The organism is Streptomyces sp. NPDC111520, assembly GCF_055635295.1.
This window is the reverse complement of the sequence record NZ_JBVKBW010000003.1, coordinates 69618-89309: the sequence shown is the minus strand read 5'-3', so window position 1 is coordinate 89309 and position 19692 is coordinate 69618. Positions and strand designations below refer to the sequence as shown.

Genomic DNA, 19692 nt, shown 5'->3' with positions numbered 1-19692 from the left:
CCGAACGGGTGACGGGGCGGGCTCCCGGGGGCTCCGGCGGGGCCCCGGATCACCCGTAGTTCAACTGTCCGAGCCGATGCCGCCACCCGGATGATCTCCCGCGGATAGGGTCGGCACTGGCGCAGCGGCGGTCGACTGAGGGGGCACGAGGGTGGCTGGACGGGTCCGTACCGAAGCCGGTGGCCTGCCGGCACTGTCCGCGCCGCGGTTGGTCGGCCGGGACGTGGAGCTGGACACACTGGGTTCGGCACTCGGGCGGACGCCCGCGGTGGTCCTGCTCGACGGCGAGGCCGGCATCGGCAAGACCCGGCTGCTGCGCGAGTTCCTGGCGGCCCAGGCGGAACGCGGGCGGCGCTCCCTGGTCGGGGCCTGCCCGGAGCTGCGGGTGCCGTACACGCTGGGCGCGGTCGTGGACGCCGTGCGTGACGGCGTTGACAACGTTGCCAGGCTGCGGCTGAGCGGGCTGGGCGGCGCACTGCGGCCGCTGTTCCCCGAGTGGGCCGACGAGCTGCCCCCGGCGCCGGAGCCGCTGGAGGACGCGACCGCCGCCCGGCACCGGCTCTTCAGCGCCTTCGTCGAACTCCTCGGCCGGCTCGACGTCGCGGTGCTGGCGATCGAGGACGTGCACTGGGCCGACGAGGCGACGCTGGAGTTCCTGCTCTTCCTGCTCTCCCGCCGGCCGCAGGCGCTCAGCGTGGTGCTGACCTACCGGCGGGAGGAAGTGCCGGCCGATTCCCTGCTGCTGCGGCTGACCTCGCGGCCGCCCGCCGACGCGCACCTGGTGAGGCTGACGCTGAAGCCCCTGGACGTCGGCGAGACCGCCTCCTTGGTGTCGTCGATGCTCACCGGGGGCCATGTGTCGACCGAGTTCGCGGCGTTCCTGCACGCGCGCACCGACGGCGTGCCGCTGGCGGTGGAGGAGTCGGTACGGCTCATGCACGACCGGGCCGACCTGGTCCACCGGGACGGCGGGTGGGCACGGCGCCGGCTGGACCGCATCGAGGTGCCGCCCACGATCCGCGACGCCATGCTCGAGCGCGTCCAGCGGCTCCGGCCCGGGACCCGCACCGTCCTCTACGCGGTGTCGGTGCTCTCGGGCCCGGCCGACCACGCCACCCTGAGGGCCGTCACCGGCCTGCCCGACGACCGGTTCGCCGCGCAGGCCGCCGAAGCGCTCGGCGGCGGCCTGCTGCGTGAGGACAGGCCCGGGCAGTGGTCGTTCCGCCACTCGCTGGCGTGCCACGCCGTGTACGACGCCATCCCGGCCGAGGAGCGGCGGGGCATGCACCTGCGGGCGGGCCGGGCGCTGGAGCGGTGGCCGGTACCGCCGGTGGCCCAGCTGGCCCGGCACTACCGGCTGGCCGGCGAGGCGGACCCGGCGTGCCGGTACACCGAGCGGGCGGCGGAGCTCTGCCTCCAGTCCGGGGACGTGGCCACCTCGGCGCTGCTGCTGCACAGCCTGGTCACCAGCGTGGCCCTTCCCGCGGAGTCGCTGGTGCGACTGGTGACGAAGATCCAGTTCCAGGCGCTGCCCGGCTCCGACCCGTACTCGCGGACCATCGACTCGCTCCGGTCGGCCCTCGCCGGGCAGCTCCTGACACCCGATCAGCAGGCCATGCTCCGCTTCCAGATCGGCCGGGTGCTCATGGTGGCCGGCGAGATCGAGGCCGGGCGCGGCGAGGTCCTCGCGGCGGTGCCCCATCTCCCGCCGGACTCACCGGAGGCGGCGCGCGCCCGCGTCCTGCTCGCCCTGCCCCTGGGGAACGCGCGGCCGGTCGCGGAACACCTGCGGTGGCTCCGGGAGGCCCCGCCCCCGGCACGGTCGATGGCCTCCCTGGACCGGCTGCGGCTGTCCGTGGAACGCGCCTTCGCGCTGCTGATGCTCGGCGAGGAGAGCGGCTGGGAGGCGGCCCGGCGGATACCGGACGACGTCCTGGACCCGCGGGAGGCGTCCATCGTCGCGATAGGTCACACCAACGTCGGCGAGGAGGCCACGCGTTGGGGACGGTACGACGAGGCCGGGGCGCGACTGGCCAAGGCCCGGGCACTCGCGGAACGCCACCAGCTGCTGGACTACCTCGACAGCATCGCCTCCTCCCGGGCCCACCTCGACTGGTTCACCGGCGCCTGGTCTGGACTCGCCGAACGGACGGCGCGCCTGGTCGACGACGACAGCGGCGTACGGCTGAAGGACCGCTGCGAGGCGGCCCTGGTGGCCGGCCTGATGCGGGCCGCCGCCGGGGACCGGGAGGCGGCGGAGGAGCGTCTGCGCTTCGCCGGGCGCGACGACCAGCAACGCATCGAAGCCGCCGCCGCGCTCGCCCAGTTGTGCCTGCGCGACGGCGACGTCGACGGAGCGCTCCGCCTCACCGACCAGCCGGCCGAGATCGCCGTCGGCGGCGGACTCTGGTCCCGCGCCGTCGACTTCGCCCCGGCACGCGTCGCGGCCCTGGTCGCCGCCGGCCGGCTCGGCCGTGCCGCCGACCTGGTGGACACCTTCGCCGCGGCCCTGGGAGACCGGGACGCCCCCGCGCCGCAGGCGTCCCTGCTCCTGTGCCGCGCCATTGTGGCGGAAGCCGGTGGAGACCTCGCGGAGGGCGCGGCGCTGTTCCGCCGGGCGGCCGCCGCGTGGGAGGCGCTGCCGCGCCCGTACGACGCCCTGCTCGCCCGGGAGCGCTCCGCCCGCTGCCTGCTCGCCGACGGCCGGGAGGAGGCCGGGCTGCCGCTGCTGTCCGAGGCCGCGCGGGCGCTGTCGGAACTCGGCGCCCACTACGACGCCGACCGCATCACCCGCTTCCTCGGCACGCGGGCGGGGGACGCCCCCGCGGCGGCGCGCGGCCGGGGACGTCCCGGGTACGGCGACCGGCTCTCGCCGCGCGAGCTGGAGGTGGCCCGCCTGCTGGTCGACGGTATGACGAACCGTCAGATCGCTGACGTGTTGGTGGTGTCGGCGCAGACCGTCGCCAGTCAGGTCAGGTCGGCGATGCGCAAGCTGCATGTGACGTCGCGGACGGCGCTCGCGATCAGGGTGGTCGAGTCGGGCCTGGTCGGCGGGTTGAGGCAACCGCCCCCGGACGACGAGTAAATTCCACGGGCCGCCCCGGGCACGAAGAAAAGCCCGGGCGCGCGCGCCGGGATTAAATCCCGCATCCGACCAATCGAGCCGGGGCCGGTCGCGGTCGCACACTCGTGCCCATGTTGCCCGCAGAACCGCCCACACCCCGAACGGTCGACGATCCGGCCGTCTCGGCTCGCCGTGCGAAGGACGAACCGGTACCGGCAGGACCGCAGGCCGTGCCGGCCGACGCCCCGACCACCGAGGACGCGGGTGATGCCGCCGTTGCCGGCGAGTACGAACCGCTCTAGCGCGAAAAGGTCCCGGCCGGCCGCGGAACGCCGTTGTCCCGCAAGCCTGCCCGCCGTACCTCCCGTACCTCCCGACCTCCCCGATCCTGCCCGCCATCCATCGCACAGGAGACCCATAGATGAGGCCAAGAGCAAGGAAGCGTCTCGGCAGACGCCTTGGCGCGGTGACCGTCGGTCTGACCGTCTTCGGCATGGTCGTGTCGACGACGGCGACCCAGGCCGCCGAGCCGGCCGGGCAGACCCCGTCCTCCGGTGTCGTACGGACGGACAGCCCGGCCGCGATCGCCGACGACGACCTGGCGCGGGTCGTCGCCGCGTCCGGCGGGTCCGTCCCCGTCACGCTGATCACCGGCGACACGGTGCACATCGGTGTCGACGACAAGGGCGAGCCGGTCGTCCGCGACACCGAGAGCGCGGCACGTCCCGACGGAACCCCGGTCGTGTTCCGCACCATCACCCGTCAGGGCAAGGTGTACGTCGTCCCGGACGACGCCCTCGCGCTGGTCGGCAAGGGACTCCTCGACTGGTCGCTCTTCGACCTGAGCCAGTTGGTGACGCTGGTCGCGGCGGGCAAGGGCGACGCGGTGCCGGTGCTCGTCACCTACACCGGCACGGCCGACGCCGGGAAGACGCGCAAGGTCGCCGGCGTCTCCGGCGGCAGGTCGCTCCCGAGCATCAACGGCCGCTCGATGAACATCGCAGACGGCGGCCGCTGGTGGCGTGAGGTGCGGGGCAAGACGTCCGCCACGTCCGCCGCCGCCCGGTCCGCCGGTTCGCTGGCCGGGGTCAAGAAGGTCTGGCTCAACGGCCTGGCCCACGTCGACCTCGAGCAGTCGGTCCCGCAGATCGGCGCGCCCGTCGCCTGGGAACGCGGCTACGACGGCAGCGGCGTGACCGTCGCCGTGCTGGACACCGGGATCGACGCCACCCACCCGGACGTGTCCGGGAGCATCGCAGGGCAGGTCGACTTCACCGGTAGCCCCTCGGGCACCAAGGACGGCCACGGACACGGCACCCATGTGGCGTCCACCGTCCTCGGCAGCGGCGCCGCGTCCAAGGGGCTGCGCAAGGGTGTCGCCCCCGGCGCCAAGCTCCTGGTCGGCAAGGTCTGCGACGACAACGGGCAGTGCCCTGACGACGGGATCATCGCGGCGATGGACTGGGCCGCCCACTCGGGCGCCAAGGTCGTCAACATGAGCCTGGGCGGCGAGCCCACGGACGGCACCGACCCGCTCAGCCAGGCGCTCAACGAGCTGAGCCGTGAGACCGGGACCCTGTTCGTGGTCGCGGCCGGCAACTCCGGATTCGTCGCCCAGAAGGTCGTCTCCCCGGGCTCCGCCGACGACGCCCTCACCGTGGCGGCCGTCGACAAGAACGGCGCGATGGCGAGCTTCTCCAACCGCGGACCGCGGATCGGGGACGGCGCCGCCAAGCCGGACATCGCGGCCCCAGGTGTCGGCATCGTCGCGGCACGCGCCGCCGGAACGGCCATGGGCACGCCCGTGGACCAGTACTACACCGCGGCCGACGGCACTTCGATGGCCACCCCGCACGTGGCCGGCGCCGCGGCGATCATCGCCCAGCAGCACCCGGAGCTGTCCGGCCCGCAGATCAAGGCTTTGTTGATGGACACCGCCTCCGACCTGGGGCACGACATGTACGCCCAGGGCACAGGCATGGTCGATCTCGCGACCGCGACCAACCCGCTGGTCGTCCCGAAGGGCAACCTGAACTTCGGCCGCCTGGCCCACCCGCACGCGCCGGTGACGAAACGGATCACGTACACCAACCGCGGTGACGCGGCGACCACGTTGCACCTGACGATGCCGGTCTCCTTCGCCGACGGCAAGCCGGCCGCGGCAGGGCTGTTCAGCCTCAGCACGGACACGGTGGTGCTCCCCGCGGGCGGTTCCGCCGAGGTGTCCGTGACGCTCGACGGCAGGGTGCTGGGCACCGACGGCGCCTACGGCGGCTACAACGGGCTGCTGACCGCCCGGGACGACAAGGGCGCGATACGGCTGAGCTCGGGGATCCACACCTTCCTCGAGGCCCGGAAGTTCCCGCTGACCGTGAACGTCGTCCCCCCGGCGGGTGCCACCGACGTCACGTACGGCACGGCCGCCTTCATGCCGGTCGACGACCAGGTCCACCTGCACGCGGGCCAGGTCTTCGAGAACGGCGCCGCCTCCGTGACCGAGGAGCTCTTCCGCGGCACCTACGCGGTGCAGATGCCCGTGACCTGGCGGGACGCGTCCGGCGAGCTGCAGCAGGCCACACCGATCGCGCCGGAGATCAGCCTGACCAAGGCGAGCACGGTCACCCTTGACCTGCGCAAGGCCAGGCGGCTGAGCGTGCAGTACCCGGAGTCCACCGAGACCTACAACGCGACCGACGTCGTCAACCGCGTCTCGGCGACCGGGGCATGGGCGATGGGTTCGGCGCTCTCGTTCGACTACCGGGCCGTCGAGCCGAACTGGTGGGTCCTGCCCACCGGCAAGGTGAGCGAGGGCACCTTCACCCACGACTTCTACAGCTCGCGGACGACTCCCGTCGTCACCCTGCGCGCCACGGGCGGCGGCGCCCCCGCCGCCCTGTCCGCCCGCTACGTGAGCCCGGACGCCACCCTGGGCGAGTCGCAGGGGTGGCTGCGCGACAACGGGGACCCGACCACCCGCGAGGCGGCGATCGCGGTTCCCCGGCTGCCCGTCAAGGGCCGTCTGCCGGTGGTCCACGCGGGCACCGGCACCGCCGCCGAACTCGCGGACGTCGACGCGCGGGGCAAGCTCGTGCTCCTGACGCCGACCGACATCTGTCAGGCCACCTGCGACCACCCCAGGCTCCGTGACGAGCGGGTGGCCGCCGCTGCCGCCGCCGGAGCCGTCGGTGTGCTGGTCGCGGCACCGGGCCTCACCTCGCTGGGCAGCCCCGCGACCTTCGACCAGTGCGTGGACGGGCCGAAGAGCTGCCCGGAGATCCGGGCGTACGCCGCACTGCCCATCGTGTCGGTGCCCTACGCCGAGGCCGAAGACCTGATCAAGCGGATCAAGGCCGACCGGTCGCACGTCAGGATCAGCCTCGGCGGCAGCGCCGTACCCAGGGCGTACGCGGCCAGGTACCACGACGACGGACAGATCCGGCCGGACGCCTACCGGGTCGGGAAGGGCGAACTCGACCGGGTCGACCTCCACTTCCACGCGGCCCGGCCCGGAACCGTCCACCAGCTGAGCTGGCGGCAGTTCTTGCGGGCCACCCCCGTCACGTCGTACGTGTCCCTGCCGCACCCGGCCACGCAACGGACCCTGACCACCTTCGTCAAGCGGCAGGACGACGCCATCAGCGGCTTCACCGCCTCCTGGGCCGACGTGGGAGCGGACTCCTTCCTGGAGCACAACCGCACCGAGATGAACGACCTGGTGCTGACCGGTGAGAACGAGATCCACTGGAACGCGGGTCCCGCCGTACCGGGGGCCGTGCCGCAGGTGAAGACCGCGTCGGGCTTCTCGGTCGCGGCCGGACCGTGCGCGGGCTGCCGGCAGGGCGACACCTTCTACCCCACCGTCTACCTCACGGGCAGCGGCGGCGGCCGCCAGGCGCTGATCGGCATCGTCGACGACGAGCTCCTCCAGCACGACTTCCTCGAGATCCCGTCCTGCGGGCGGGTTCCCTCGCCCACCGTGCCGAACCTCGACTCCACCTGCGACTTCAGGCTGCTGGACGCGTCCGGTGACGAGGTCGAAGGCCGCAAGGAGCACCTCGCCGACCAGAACTGGACGACCCTGTGATGGCAATCGACACCCTGGAGGGGACCGACACGATGAACACCGTTGTGCCGTCGGCACGGCGCCGCAGGGGGGCCCTCATGGTGCTGGCCGCCGCGGTGATGCTGGCGCTGTCCGGCTGCAAGGGCGGCGACCTCGTCTCCTACGACCTTCCGGCGAAGTCCGCCCGGTACACGTTCGAGGCCGAGACCAACGACGTCAGGACGGTGTGGCAGTACACCTCCGCCACGGCGGCCAAGGACGACGCGCCGAAGCTCAGCCCGTGCATGGGTGACGTGGTCGGCAGCAACGACGCGGCCTGCCGGCCGGAGCCGCTGATCTTCCTGCGCTACGACCTCGGCCTGGCCCTGGACAACACCGCCGAGGCCGGGGCGGCCCATGAGGTCACCGTCACCGGCTACTACCAGGAACGCCTCACCGCCCTGCCCAAGGTGACGTCCCTGAAGGCGGAGACCAGCTTCGACGGCGGCAGGACCTGGCGCCCGGCCACCACCCGGACCGCCGGGAAGAACACCTTCACCACGACGATCAAGAACCCCCGGCGGGACCAGGCCGCCAAGGGTGTCGGACTGAGGATCAGCGCGACCGACAGCCAGGGCAACACCGTCCGCCAGACCATCCCGATGGCGTACACGCTGCGCTGACGGCACCCGCCCCCGGGCGACGGGTGACAGGGCGGGGCGAGACCGGTTCTCGCCCCGCCCGCCCGTGCCGCGGGGGCTCACCAGGTGACGGGAAGGGCCTGCAGGCTGTAGACGTTGGGTCCGTCGCGGTGGAAGACCAGTTCCTCGTCCGGCACCGCGGGCCGCAGACCGGGGAAGCGCCGGAAGAGCGCGGGCAGGGCCGCCTCCAGTTCCAGGCGGGCCAGGTGCTGCCCGGGGCACTGGTGGCTCCCGAACCCGAACGCCATGTGGGGGACCGCCTCACGGGTCAGGTCCAGCCGGTCAGGCTCCGGCACGAGTTCCGGGTCGCGGTTGGCGTTGAGCGGCGAGACCAGGACGCGCTCGCCGGCCTTTACCCGCGCCGTGCCGATAGTGAGGTCCTCGGCCGCCGCGCGGGGGAAGGTGCCCGAGACGCTCATGTAGCGCAGGAGTTCCTCCACGGCGTCCCGCGTGGACCGCGACTCGTCCAGGAGCACGGCGAGTTGGTCCGGGCGCCGCATCAGCGCGAGCGCGCTCACGCCGATCATCGATGCGGTCGTCTCGTGACCGGCCACCACGAGGGCGCTGGACAGTCCGATGACCTCCTGGTCCCCGACGTCCCCGGGCCGCTCCCGCAGCAGGGTGCTGATGAGGCCGTCGGTGGGGTGCCGCCGGATCTCCTCGACCATGTTCTTCATGTACTCGCCGAACGTGGCGAGGAGGCCGAAGTACTCGGCGGGGGAGTTGGCGAAGTTGACGACCCCCGCGCTGATGGAGTGGAACTCCCGGTGCATCGAGGCCGGTACGCCGAGCAGTTCGCCGATCACGATCGAGGGCACCGAGACGGCGTACGCCTCGACGAGGTCCACGCCGGGCCCGGCCTCCTCCATGGCGTCCAGACGCTCGGAGATGATCCGTTCCGCCATCGGGCGCAGCGTCCTGACCCGCTTGGGCGCGAAGGCCCCCGCGATCATCCGCCGCAGCCTCGTGTGCTCCGCGCCGTGGAAGTCGGGCAGGAAGCCGGGCATGAAGGTCCGCGGACTCCCATCGGCGAGCGGAAGGGTCCCGTACTGCAGTCGCGGGTCGCCCAGGGCGGCCCGCACGTCCGCGTAACGCGACAGCACCAGCACGTCGGCGTCCCCGAACCGCGGCTCGTACATCGCGACCCGGGTCGCCGCCTCCTGCCGCCCCATCGCGGCGAGCCGCGGCGACGGGTCGAAGGGGCACCTCGGCTCGCGGTCCGTCACGACGAAGCCGCGCGTCATACGTTCAGCCATGATCCTGTCCTGCCTCGGATGGACGTCGCCGGGGAGAGCACCGGACTTCGGCCGCGCCACTGGGCCCCCCGAATCTCCTTGCCAAGACAAGCACCCGAGTGCTTGACGTGTCAATTTCCCCGCCGCGGCGGGGCGACCGGGAGCGCCCAGCGGGCGCCGGGCAGTGTTGCCGAGCCCGTGGGGCACCGGTCGTTCCGGATCAGGGGCGTGCCCGCAACCAGCGGCGCGCGGCCACCGGCGTCACGTCGACGTCGTCGCTCCACGAACGGACTTTCAGGACGGCGTGACCGGGGACCGGACGCCGAGCCACTGCTCGGCGCCGTATTCCTCGAACCGCTCCACCTCGGTGAACCCCAGCTTCGCCGCGAGGCCCATCGAGCGGGCGTTGGCGGTCTGGGAGGTGAGCACCACGGGCGCGCCCGGGTGCGTGTCGGCGAACCATCGGAGTGCCGCCGAACATGCCTCGGCGGCGTAACCCTGACCCCACGCATGCGGCAGGAACATGTAGCCGAGGGCGGCCTGCCCGTCTTCCGGACGGACGTGACCCGGGCGCTCTGGGGCGTGCCGATCGAGCGTGACGATGCCGATCGCCGCTCCGTCGAGTTCGGCCACGAAGAAGCCGGGGCGCCGCCCGGGCACTTCCGGCACCTCGCGCTCCAACTCGTCACGCGGCCGGGCACCGCCGATGTACGTGCCCACCTCCGGCGAGGCGAACAGCTCGATCAGCGCCGCACGGTCACGGGCCGCTGACGCGCGGAGCACGAGCCGCTCGGTCCTGATCGGAGCAGGCGGCCAGGCGACCGGTCCACGTTCCCTCACGAGGGCCAATCTACCGTGCCCATGAAGGGTGAGGATGCCGCACCGTTCCGTCCGTGACGTCCGGACGAAGGCCTCGCGCCCGCAGATCGTATGACGAGGTCTACTGCCCGCCCAGTCGCAGCGCAGCAGCCACGTAGAGGCTAGCGGACACCGTCACGAGCAGGAAGACGAGGGTCGTGTGGACGGCGAGACCACGCCCCGGGGCGAGACCCAGATGGGTCCGGGCGGCTCGGCTCACCCGGGGCCCGGGGACTCCTCGCGCGGCGTTCGCCTCCGCCTTCTCGATCGCCCGGCGCAGCTTCCTTCGGCTTCGCTCGGTCGTGAGGCCCAGGCGCACACCGTCGGCATCGCGCACCAGCAGGGTCCGCTGCGCGCCGCCGACCGAGAAGGACGTCAGGAGCAGGACGCCGGTGATCCGGTCGAGGTCGACCGACCGTTCGCCGGTCAGGGTGCGCGCGGTCAGACGCGACGACGAGTGCCGGAACGGGGGTCGCTCCTCGCACAACACGGGCAGAAGGACGAAGCCCGCGATCGCCGGGAACAGGCCGAGCGAGATCGCGCCCTCCGGGACGACACCGGCCCCGGCCAGCCCGCACCCGACCAGGGGCAGCAGGAGGAAGGCCGCGGCCAAGGCCGATCCCGCGCGGGCGCGCGCCACGCCATGAGTCACCGTTCCCACTGGCCCCCCGTTTCCGCCGGAAGGCACCAGCATGCACGCGCGACGGGTCTTTGCGTAGTGCCGGTGTCCCGTGCTTCCCGCGGCGAGCGGCGCGGGCGCGTCAGGCGCGTGCCCGCCGCCGGTCCTACGGACCGGGCCAGAGCGGCTTCTGCACCTGCAGGTCCACGACCGACACCCACTCCGCCGACGGGATCGCCCGCTCCACGACGAACCACTCGTCGGGGCGCTCACCGAAGTGCGTCGCGGTCAGCACGTGGACGGTCTGGGCCGGCAGCCTGGTCCCCGCCCAGGCGTGCCAGCGCTGCGCCTCCGGCGCCGGCACCTCGACGGTGAACCGCACCGTGCAGTCCCGGAAGGGTTCCGGGAGCGAGGCGGGGCTGGGGTCGGACGTGAGGTGCACGCTCCGCGCCAGTTCCGGCAGGTCCTCCTGATCCGTCGGCCAGGTGGCCTTGATCTCTGCGTCTGCCAGGATCAGCGGCCACCGCTCCGGCCGCGTGAAGTGGAAAAGCAGCATGCCAGGACTTTACTGAACTGCCGCCGCTCCCGGACCAGGCGCCGGAGCAGCGGCCGCGGCTCCTACGATTCCGGCCATGGCCATGGCACGCTTCGAAGACCTCCTCCGCTCCCTCTGGGACCCCGGCGACCTGTACGGGACGCAGCCGCCCCTGACCGGCCGGGCCGTCGCGGAGGCCGAGCACGCGCTGGGCGTCACGCTCCCCGGCTCCCTGCAGGCCTTGCTGCGCCATCAGAACGGTGGCGTGGTCGCGGCCGCCAGGGACGCCTTCCCCACGAGCGCGCCGACCTCGTGGAGCGCCGACCACGTCCCGTTCGAGTTCGTCATGGGCATCGGGCGCAGCGGGCAAGCACTCTCCCTGCTCGACAGCCCGTACCTGGTGGGGGAATGGGGGCTGCCCACCCCGGTGGTGCTGGTCTCGGGGAACGGGCCCTGCTCGGTCGCGCTGGACTACCGGGTGTGCGGGCCGCACGGGGAACCCTCCGTGACGTGGTTCGACGCGGAACTCGAGGAGGAGCTGTTCCTCGCCCCGGACTTCCGGTCGTTCGTCGAGGGCCTGGCGTCCTCCGCGGACTTCGCGTGACCGCGGGCGCAGCGGGCGCAGAGGGCCCGCCCGCACAACACGGCGGCAGGGCCCGCCGGACGGAACCGGCGGGCCCTGCCTGTGCGTCGTGCAGGGCTACTTGAGCAGGTAGGCCTTGACGACGGTCTGCTTGAAGGTGTTGCCGGCCGCGTCCTTGACGTACGTGCGGAGGCTGACCGAGCCGCCCGCCGCGTGGCGCGGGTGGTCGACGGTCACCGTGCGCTCGGTGCCGGAGCCGGTGACCTTCGCCGGGCGCCAGGTCCTGCCCTCGTCGTAGGAGACCTCCGTGGTGAAGGTGCGGATCGCGATCCCGGCGGCACCGACCGGGCGCTGGATCAGGACCGGGATGCGCAGTTCACGTCCCGCGCGGGCGCGGTTCCACTCGTCGAGTTCCGGGCCCATGCGCACCGCGTACAGCGGCAGCGTCTGCGGGGTCGCCGTGGTCTGCGACCGGAACCGCCACTCGGCCCGCAGTTTCGTGGAGACGGAGCTGAGCGGGGCCAGGTCGCGGTCCTGGTCGAGCGTCAGGCGGTAGTCGGCGGGGGTGGGGTCGCCCGGGACCGTGGCGAAGCCGTAGAAGTCCGGGACGGCTTCGCCGTTGCGCGACAGCTCCCACTTCGGCTCACGGCTGGTCGACGTTCCGGCCACCAGGTCCATGCCTCCGTTGGCGGCGTCCTGGACGCCGATCCACAGGTCGTCGCCGTCGCGGAAGGTGTCCATGTACTGGGGCGAGAAGCCGACCGCCTGGACCCCCTGGTTCCAGCGCTCCTCGAACTCGGCCCCGCTCCGGTAGCCGCGGAGGGTGCCGAGGTACATCTGCCCGCGCGGGCTGTCGGGGTCGAAGATGTTCCACTGGTCGAAGCCGGTCTGCCAGCTCAGACCGTCGGCCGCCGAGAAGTAGTCGACGCGCCGGTCCGGGACGCGCAGCCCGTCCATCCGCTGCAGGGCGAAGCGGACGTTGTCGACGTACATGTACAGCAGGCGCGTCGCGGTGGTGCCCGGGGCGGTGGCGGCGAAGGTGGTGTTCACCTGCGCCAGTTCGGACCTGCGGGGGCGGTAGCCGGGGTCGGCCGGGATGGCGCCGTGTACGGGCCGGGTCAGGTAGTACGCGGACGGCGGGTTGCCGCCGCCGGCGGCGGGCTCGCCCCAGACGGAGTTGACGAGGTAGGTGAACTTCGAGTCCTTGTACCGCGCCGTCGGAGTGGCGTAGAGGTGCTCGACGTGGTCGTCGCCGACCGCGTCGTTCACGGTGACGGACAGCAGTTCGTCGCCCTGGCTGATGGTGCCGATCTCCGTCGAGAGGATGCGGGCGGTGCGGCTGGGGGCGGAGATCGTGACGGGCTCGGCGGCGCGCGCGTCGATGGTCGCCGACCGGTCGGCGGTCGTGACGACCTTCGGGACGCCCACGACGGTCGCCTCGGTGAAGTCGGCGTCGAAGAAGAAGCCGCTCACGGAGTAGGTGCCGTTCGGCAGGCGCAGCGTGGTGCCGGACTCGCCGAGCAGTTCCCGCTCGTAGGTCCCGCCGTCGGCGGAGTCGATCAGCAGGTAGGCGTACGCGGGGGCCTTGCCCGCGCGGTCCTTGAGGGTCAGCCGCAGTTCGTGCGAGGGCTGCTCCAGGTCCATGCCGAACGGGACGCGGACCGACACGCCGCCGTCGGCGGTGGTCGCGCGGACCACGCCGCTGTAGGCGGCGTACTCGGTGGTGGCGCGCGGGTCCACGGTGAGGGTGACGTCCGCGGTGCCGCCGGCGGGCACGGTGACCTGGTCGGCGCCGAGCCGGAAGAGCCCCTGGGGGGCGGGCTCGTCGCGGTCGCCGCGGCCGGCGTTGTGCGTCACGTGCAGGGTGACCGGCGCGGTGCCCGGGTTGCGGTAGGTGATCGTCCGGCTCACCGGGTTCCGCACGCCGTCGGTCCACTGGACCAGGCCGAAGTCGAGGGCGGTGGTGTCGGCGGTGACCTGCTGGTCGACGGCGCGGGCGACGTCCACACGTCCGGCGCCCTGGTAGTAGGCGCCGCGCTCCTTGGCGCCGTCCGTGGTCTGCATCAGCCGCCGCTTGACCTGCTCCGGGGTCCAGTCGGGGTGTTGCTGGAAGAGGATGGCGGCGGCGCCCGCGACGTGCGGGGTGGCCATGGAGGTGCCGCTCATCGCGACGTAGCCGTCCTCGGCGGTGGTCCCGCCGGCCATGGCGGCGGTGACGTTCACCCCGGGGGCGATGAGGTCCGGCTTCAGGCCGGAGTCGCCGGTGCGCGGGCCGACCGAGCTGAACTCCGCGCGGTCGTCGTCGGTCTCGGCGGCACCGACGGCCAGCGCCCGGTCGGCGGAGGCCGGCGAGGAGACCCGGCTGCCCGACCCGTTGTTGCCCGCGGCGGCCACCACCAGCGTGCCGTGGTCACGCGTCACGGTGTCGACCATGGCCTCCACCGCGTCGGTCCCGGGGGTGTCGGTGTCGCCCAGGCTGAGGTTGATCACCTTCGCGCCGTGCTGGGCGGCCCAGGCGAGGCCCTCGATGACGGCGGAGTCGTCGCAGTTGCCGTCGGCCGTGCAGACCTTGCCTGCGAGGATCCGTGCCCCCGGTGCCACGCCCTTGTAGCGGCCTCCGGAGGCCGCACCGGAACCGGCCACCGTCGAGGTCACGTGGGTGCCGTGGCCGTGGCCGTCGGTGGTGTCCGCTTCACCGGTGAAGTTCGCCGAGTCCACCACCAGCCCCTTCAGGTCCGGGTGGTTCGGGTCGTAGCCGGTGTCCAGCACCGCGACCTTGACGCCCTCCCCGGTCAGGCCCTTCTCCCACGCGTGCGGCGCGCCGATGCGCGGCACCGTCGTGTCGAGCTGCACCTTGGCGCGACCGTCGAGCCAGACCCGGCGCACACCCGCGCCGAGGACCGTCGCGTCGGCCGTGCCGGGAGCGATGCCCTTCCAGAACGCGCCCGCGTCCCGGCGGCCTTCGGACACCGTGGCGAAGGAGGTCCCGGCGATGGCGTCGACCTCGCCGGCGCCTGCCGCGGTCAGCCGCCGCTCGGCTGTGCCTGCCGCACCGGTGTACTGGACGATCAGCGGCAGGCTCCCGCGCTCCGCGTACTTCCCCTTCACCAGGGCCGAGACGTCGAACAGCGCGCGGTCCAGCCGCTCCGCGGCGAGCAGGGGCAGCGCGTCAACGGGTACGACCGTCCACTTCCCGCCGTCCTGACGCTTGAGGAACCGGATGTGCTCGCGGCCCTCGGCGGGCTCGACCGACACGCTCTGCCTGCCGGAGGGGTCCGTCTCCAGCGTGACCCGGTCACCTGTGATGAGGGTGACCTGCTGCCGGGCGGTCGGCGGGACGCCGGCGGCCTGGGGTCGCGCCGCCGCGTCGGCGGGTTCGGTCCCGTGGGCGGCGCCGGGGGTCACGGCGAGTCCCGCCAGCAGGGCTGCGAGAGCGGTCGCCGCCACGAGCTGCGGCCGGGGGCTGGTGACGCCCGCCCGCCATCTGTTGTTCAAGTGACTCATGGGGGCAGCGTGACGTGGGTGTTCCTCGAGGTCAGCCCCGTCGTGCTGTCGTTCACAGGACAAGTCACCTTTGCGCCACGCGGGATGGGGTCGAAAAGCCTCAAGTGGCGATCAAACCGGCACGGTCGAGTGCGCCGGCGGCGGCCCTCGGGCTGTCACACCCGCGCGGGCGGCCTCGTCCATGTCACGGCAGGGCCCGCCGGCGGACGCGGGCACCCACCCCCACCGGAGGAGGAGCATGACCGGCCGACCGACTGCCGACGACCGTACGGACCCGGGGGGAGTGGAGGCGGCCGCGGTCGGCGACCTCGCCCGTCTCGTGGAGGCCATCGCCCACTCCACCGACGACTCGCCGGACTCGGTGCTGGCCGGGCTGTCGGACGACATCGTGGCCGGGCTGTTCGTCTTCATCCGGGCGCACCACATGGACGGTGCCCGGGGGAGCGTGCCACGCCCGGCCGGGGTGCCGTGAGTCCGCCCCGCGCCGTGCCGTCGCCTCCGTCCCGCTATACATCGCGTGTTTAGACGGCTTGGATAGTGCGCGCCATGGTTACCGCATCCCTCGCGTCCCGCCCCGGCCGACGCGGTGAGGCCGTCGTCGTCCTGGCCGTCACCGTGGTCTTCGGGCTGCTGCTCGGCTGGGCCACCTACGGCCTGCACGGCACCACGCCCCTGCTCGAGCGGGCGACCAACTCCTCGTCCACGTGGATCATCTGGACCGCCGCGGCCGGTGCCCTGATACGTTCACGGCCGCTCGCCGCCTGGGCCGGAGCGGTGATGATGCTCGCCACGTGCGCCGGCTACTACACGGCGTCCACGCTCGGGGACACCTTCGGCGCCGGAGGACTCGGCACAGCCGCCGTGTGGGGCCTGGCCGGGCCGGCCGGAGGGCCGCTGCTGGGGTGGGCCGGATGGACCGCGCGGCACGGACGGGGTGACGTACGGGCCGTGGCGGGGGCCGTGATCGGCACGGTGGTGCCGGGGGAGGGGCTCTGGCTGGGCCTGACGCTCCACTACTGGGGCGAGGCGACCGTTGTCCTGGCCGTCGGCGCCCTGCTCACCGCCCTTCTGACCGTCTGCCTGGCTCGCGCCGGGGTGCGCCGCTACTGGCTGTGCGCCGCGCTCACGCCGGTGGGCGCCCTCCTCTTCCACCTCGCCGAGCTGTGGGTCCTCGACGCGCTCCTGTGACGCCCTGGGACCATCGACGCGAGGGGTGAAGCGGCCCACCGGAGCGGACGACGTCGGAAGGCGCCTGCTCCCGCGGGCCGCTGCCCGCAGCCCGAGGGAAGGCGGTCCGTCCATGCCCGTGCCGAGCCTGCTCGGGATCTTCGCCCACCCGGACGACGAGTCGCTGTCGGCGGGCGGGGTACTGGCCCGCGGCGCGGCCGCCGGCGCCCGTACCGCGGTCGTCACGGCGACCTGGGCCGCGGACACCGTACGCGCGGCGGAACTCGCCGACGCGCTGCGGATCCTCGGCGCCGACGAACCGCGGATGCTCGGCTACGCCGACGCCCGGGTGCCCGCGTCGGCCCCCGGCTCCCCGAGGTTCTGCGACGCGCCGCTCGGCGAGGCGGTGCGCCGGCTGGTCGCGCACATCCGGGAGTTCCGCCCGGACGTCGTCGTCACCCACGACGCCTACGGCGGACTGCCCGGCCACCCGGACCACGTGCACACCCACCGGGTGACCGGGCTCGCCGTCCACGCGGCCGCGCTCGGCCGGCTCCACCCCGACGCCGGCCCTCCCTGGCGCCCGCGCTCACTCCAATTGGCCACCCATCCGCACTCGGCATTGGCCTCGCTGAGGGAGGTGATCGGTGCGCGCAGGGCCGTGTACGCCGTGCCGGACGAAGAGGTCACCGCGACCGTCGACGTCCGTCCCTGGTTGAGGCAGAAGACCGCGGCCGTGCTGGCGCACCGCAGCGAGGTCGAACGCGGCGGACTGCCGGGGCTGATCGCCGGCCTGCCGGCGGAGGCACGGGAGCGGGTGCTGGGAACCGAGTGGTACGTCCGCCACGCCCCCTTCCCGGCGGCGGCGCCGGACGACCGGCCGGAACCGGCCTTCTGACCGGGCGTTCGCCGCCTCGGCCTCTCGGTGCGCCCGGCATGCGGCGGCGGCCGGACCGCCGCCGCATGCCGTGGGGTCCACGGTCAGTCGAAGAGCCCCTCGACGATGTCCTCGGCGGCCTCCCCGCCGATCTCCTCGGCGGTCTCCTCCACGATCTCTTCGACGATCTCCCCGAAGATGTCGTCCATGTGCTGAACCCTCCCTGACTGTCGCGCGATGCGCTGGCCGTCGACCCGGACAAGCCCGTGGTCAACCGCTCAACGTGTGCTTTCCGCAAAGGAGTTCCCGCATCCGGGCAGGAGATCGCGGGCGCCGGGCGGCGCGGGCGACCAGGGCGTACGTCCCGCCCGGGCGGTCACTCGGTGATGGTGGGCGGGGTGGTGAGGAAGGGGCGGACCTCGAGCCACTCGTGGATGGGGCGGCCGCCGGCGCCGGGGGCGGCGGAGAGCTCTCCGGCGAGTTCGACGGCGCGTTCGTAGGTGTCGACGTCGATGATCATCCAGCCGGCGATGAGGTCCTTGGTCTCGGCGAAGGGGCCGTCGGTGACGGGCGGGCGGCCCTCGCCGTCGTAGCGGACCCAGGCGCCCTCGGGGGCGAGCGCCTGGCCGTCGACGAACTCGCCGGTCTTCTCCAGGCGGGCGGCGAAGTCGTGCATGTACTGGACGTGGTCGGAGATCTCCTGGGGCGTCCACCGGTCCATGGGCACGTCGTTCACCGCGGCCGGTGCGCCGCGGTAGTGCTTGAGCAGGAGGTACTTGGCCATCGTGGGGCTCCTTGGTGCCGGTGCGGCCCATTCTGGCCGCCTTCACCACGGGGACGGAGCGGGTCACGGGTTCTCGACATCTCCGCGCGAGAATTCTTTTCCGGCTCGCCTTTCGGGGGACAGCGGGACAGGTCGCCGGCCGCCGCGTTGCCCGTAGCGGCGCCGAGCGGATCACCACAGGATGAAAGTGACCGGTCGTCTACGCCGATGCGACCTGTCCCGTTGCCGGGGCAGAAGCTATCACGGCTGAGTGCGTCATTTAAAGTCAGATGGGGGATCCATGTCCCGGTCCCGGTCAGCGCGCGGTGACCGGGTGGCCCAGGTCGATCCACTCGCCGTTGCCCGCGGTGTGCAGCCGGCCGGCGATGCCGGCGTCGTCGAAGGCCCGCTCGATGTCGGAGCGGGTCTCGCTGAAGTGCGCCCATCCGTCGCAATGGGCGGCCACGACCACCGGCGACCCCAGCACCGCGGCCGCGGCACTGGCCCGCTGCGCGGTGAGCGTCAGCGGCCTGCCGCGCATCTTCGACGGCACGCGCGCCGCGCCCACGAACAGGACGGCCACGTCGACGGGCGGCACCCGCCCGGCGATCTCCGCCACCACCGCGAGCGAGGCGTTGTCACCGCTGACGTAGACGGTCGGGAGCCCGTCCCCCGTCAGGACGAAGCCGGTGACCTCGCAGTTCACATGCCCCTGCTCGTCGCGTTCGCCGTCGTCGGGACCGTGCTGTGCGGGGACGGCGAGGACGGTGACGGTACCGCCGGAAGGGCGGGGGAGCTCGACGCTCTCCCAGGCCGGGAGCCCCTGGGCCGGAGGGCCCAGGCGCCGTGCGGCGGCGGGCCCGGTCAGGACGAGGGGCGACCCGAGGGCGAAGGCGCGGCCGCGGGTGTCCAGGTTGTCGGGATGGAGGTCATGGCTGACGAGGACGGCGTCCACCTTTCCCAGGGCGTCCTCGCCGACGGCCGGCCCCGCGGTCTTGGTGAGGTACCCGTGGTCGCCCGGATCGTCGAAGGTGGGGTCCGACACCAGGCGCAGCCCGCCGACGTCGATCACCGTGGTGGGGCCACCGAGGACGCTGATCCCCTCAGGGCGGCGGACGGGACTGACCCGGTCGTTCATGACGGCACCTTTCCTGTCGGGACGCTCTCGGGGCACGTCACCGCGCCCCCCACGCGATCACATCACACACACGGTGCCCCCGCCGGAGTGGCGTCCACGCTCACCTCCCCGTCCGGGCCGCAGCCGGGCCGGCCCGGCCCGCGACTCCGGAGACTCGAGCACCCGGGCCCACCGGCCACCAGGGGGCCGGCGCATGTGGTCTTCCAGGCCGCCGACCGGCACCACCTCATGGCGCGTGGGCGACGTCCACAGGGTGCCGCGGCACCGGGCCCCGAGGTACCCGCGCCTGCCGGTCACTGGAGCGAACGCGACCTGACGCTCTCCGCCGAACACGACGGAGAGCGCGTCCGGTTGACGTGGGGCCCGCGCGACCGGCTGCCCGGCGGCGAGTGGCATTTCGAGGCGACGACCGGCCACGCCCCCGGCGAGGACAAACGCAGGCTCGTCGGGCAGGTGCGTGCCTTCCCGGGGGCCGAGCCACCGGCGTGAACCACCCTTCGGTGCGGGCATCGGCCCGCCGGGGAAAAGGCATTGCGACCCGGGCGGTGGCCTGGTGGGATGCAGGCTCCGGCGGCGGGAGGGGACGGCTTGGCGGTGTTCGGGTGT

General features: G+C 73.2%; 15 protein-coding genes. 8 read left to right on the top strand and 7 right to left on the bottom strand.

Translation table 11 applies throughout. The features are described from left to right. The first annotated feature begins 151 nt into the window (after positions 1–151). The 3 genes from ACZ7MY_RS07795 (at position 152) to ACZ7MY_RS07785 (ending at position 7789) form a co-directional block, all read left to right on the top strand. Complete coding sequence (locus ACZ7MY_RS07795; RefSeq protein WP_499600374.1) at positions 152–3085, top strand: helix-turn-helix transcriptional regulator; 2934 nt, start codon at positions 152–154, stop codon at positions 3083–3085. A gap of 445 nt (positions 3086–3530) precedes the next feature. After that, positions 3531–7148: a S8 family peptidase gene (locus ACZ7MY_RS07790; protein ID WP_499600373.1), complete on the top strand. Its 3618-nt coding sequence runs from the start codon at positions 3531–3533 to the stop codon at positions 7146–7148. Next, a complete protein-coding gene (locus ACZ7MY_RS07785; protein WP_499600372.1) occupies positions 7148–7789 on the top strand; it encodes a hypothetical protein in 642 nt (213 codons plus the stop codon). Before ACZ7MY_RS07790 ends, ACZ7MY_RS07785 begins: the two co-directional genes overlap by 1 nt. 77 nt (positions 7790–7866) lie before the next feature. Here ACZ7MY_RS07785 and ACZ7MY_RS07780 read toward each other — a convergent pair whose 3' ends face one another. The 4 genes from ACZ7MY_RS07780 to ACZ7MY_RS07765 all read right to left on the bottom strand — a co-directional run bounded on the left by ACZ7MY_RS07780 (position 7867) and on the right by ACZ7MY_RS07765 (position 11075). Next, positions 7867–9063, bottom strand: a complete 1197-nt coding sequence (locus ACZ7MY_RS07780; protein ID WP_499600371.1) for a cytochrome P450 — start codon at positions 9061–9063, stop codon at positions 7867–7869. Between the two features lie 273 nt (positions 9064–9336). Further along, positions 9337–9882 carry a GNAT family N-acetyltransferase gene (locus ACZ7MY_RS07775; protein ID WP_499600370.1) on the bottom strand — a complete coding sequence of 182 codons (546 nt, stop codon included), beginning with the start codon at positions 9880–9882 and terminating at the stop codon, positions 9337–9339. A 100-nt stretch (positions 9883–9982) separates the two neighbouring features. Beyond that, positions 9983–10540 carry a hypothetical protein gene (locus ACZ7MY_RS07770; protein ID WP_499600369.1) on the bottom strand — a complete coding sequence of 186 codons (558 nt, stop codon included), beginning with the start codon at positions 10538–10540 and terminating at the stop codon, positions 9983–9985. A 145-nt stretch (positions 10541–10685) separates the two neighbouring features. Continuing rightward, on the bottom strand, positions 10686–11075 hold the full coding sequence (locus tag ACZ7MY_RS07765) for a hypothetical protein (protein ID WP_499600368.1): 390 nt from the start codon (positions 11073–11075) through the stop codon (positions 10686–10688). A 76-nt stretch (positions 11076–11151) separates the two neighbouring features. On the opposite strand from ACZ7MY_RS07765, the gene ACZ7MY_RS07760 reads away from it, so the two are divergent. Continuing rightward, positions 11152–11658, top strand: coding sequence for an SMI1/KNR4 family protein (locus ACZ7MY_RS07760; protein ID WP_499600367.1), 507 nt, complete (start codon positions 11152–11154; stop codon positions 11656–11658). A 96-nt stretch (positions 11659–11754) separates the two neighbouring features. Here the strand turns inward: ACZ7MY_RS07760 and ACZ7MY_RS07755 are convergent, their stop codons facing one another. Next, positions 11755–15141 carry a S8 family peptidase gene (locus ACZ7MY_RS07755; protein WP_499600366.1) on the bottom strand — a complete coding sequence of 1129 codons (3387 nt, stop codon included), beginning with the start codon at positions 15139–15141 and terminating at the stop codon, positions 11755–11757. 238 nt (positions 15142–15379) lie between these two features. Here ACZ7MY_RS07755 and ACZ7MY_RS07750 point away from each other — a divergent pair, with 238 nt between their 5' ends. The 3 genes from ACZ7MY_RS07750 (at position 15380) to ACZ7MY_RS07740 (ending at position 17206) form a co-directional block, all read left to right on the top strand. After that, complete coding sequence (locus ACZ7MY_RS07750) at positions 15380–15613, top strand: hypothetical protein (RefSeq protein WP_499600365.1); 234 nt, start codon at positions 15380–15382, stop codon at positions 15611–15613. A 74-nt stretch (positions 15614–15687) separates the two neighbouring features. Continuing rightward, positions 15688–16329 (top strand): DUF6518 family protein, encoded by a 642-nt coding sequence (locus ACZ7MY_RS07745; protein WP_499600364.1) that lies wholly within the window; start codon positions 15688–15690, stop codon positions 16327–16329. 112 nt (positions 16330–16441) lie between these two features. Continuing rightward, on the top strand, positions 16442–17206 hold the full coding sequence (locus ACZ7MY_RS07740; RefSeq protein ID WP_499600363.1) for a PIG-L deacetylase family protein: 765 nt from the start codon (positions 16442–16444) through the stop codon (positions 17204–17206). Between the two features lie 355 nt (positions 17207–17561). On the opposite strand, the gene ACZ7MY_RS07735 is transcribed toward ACZ7MY_RS07740, so the two are convergent. Further along, positions 17562–17969 (bottom strand): YciI family protein, encoded by a 408-nt coding sequence (locus tag ACZ7MY_RS07735; protein WP_499600362.1) that lies wholly within the window; start codon positions 17967–17969, stop codon positions 17562–17564. Positions 17970–18264: 295 nt separating this feature from the next. Then, positions 18265–19086, bottom strand: coding sequence for an MBL fold metallo-hydrolase (locus ACZ7MY_RS07730; protein WP_499600361.1), 822 nt, complete (start codon positions 19084–19086; stop codon positions 18265–18267). 195 nt (positions 19087–19281) lie between these two features. Between ACZ7MY_RS07730 and ACZ7MY_RS07725 the strand changes: the two genes are divergently transcribed. Beyond that, positions 19282–19575, top strand: coding sequence for a DUF6228 family protein (locus tag ACZ7MY_RS07725; protein ID WP_499600360.1), 294 nt, complete (start codon positions 19282–19284; stop codon positions 19573–19575). The last annotated feature ends 117 nt before the right edge of the window (positions 19576–19692 follow it).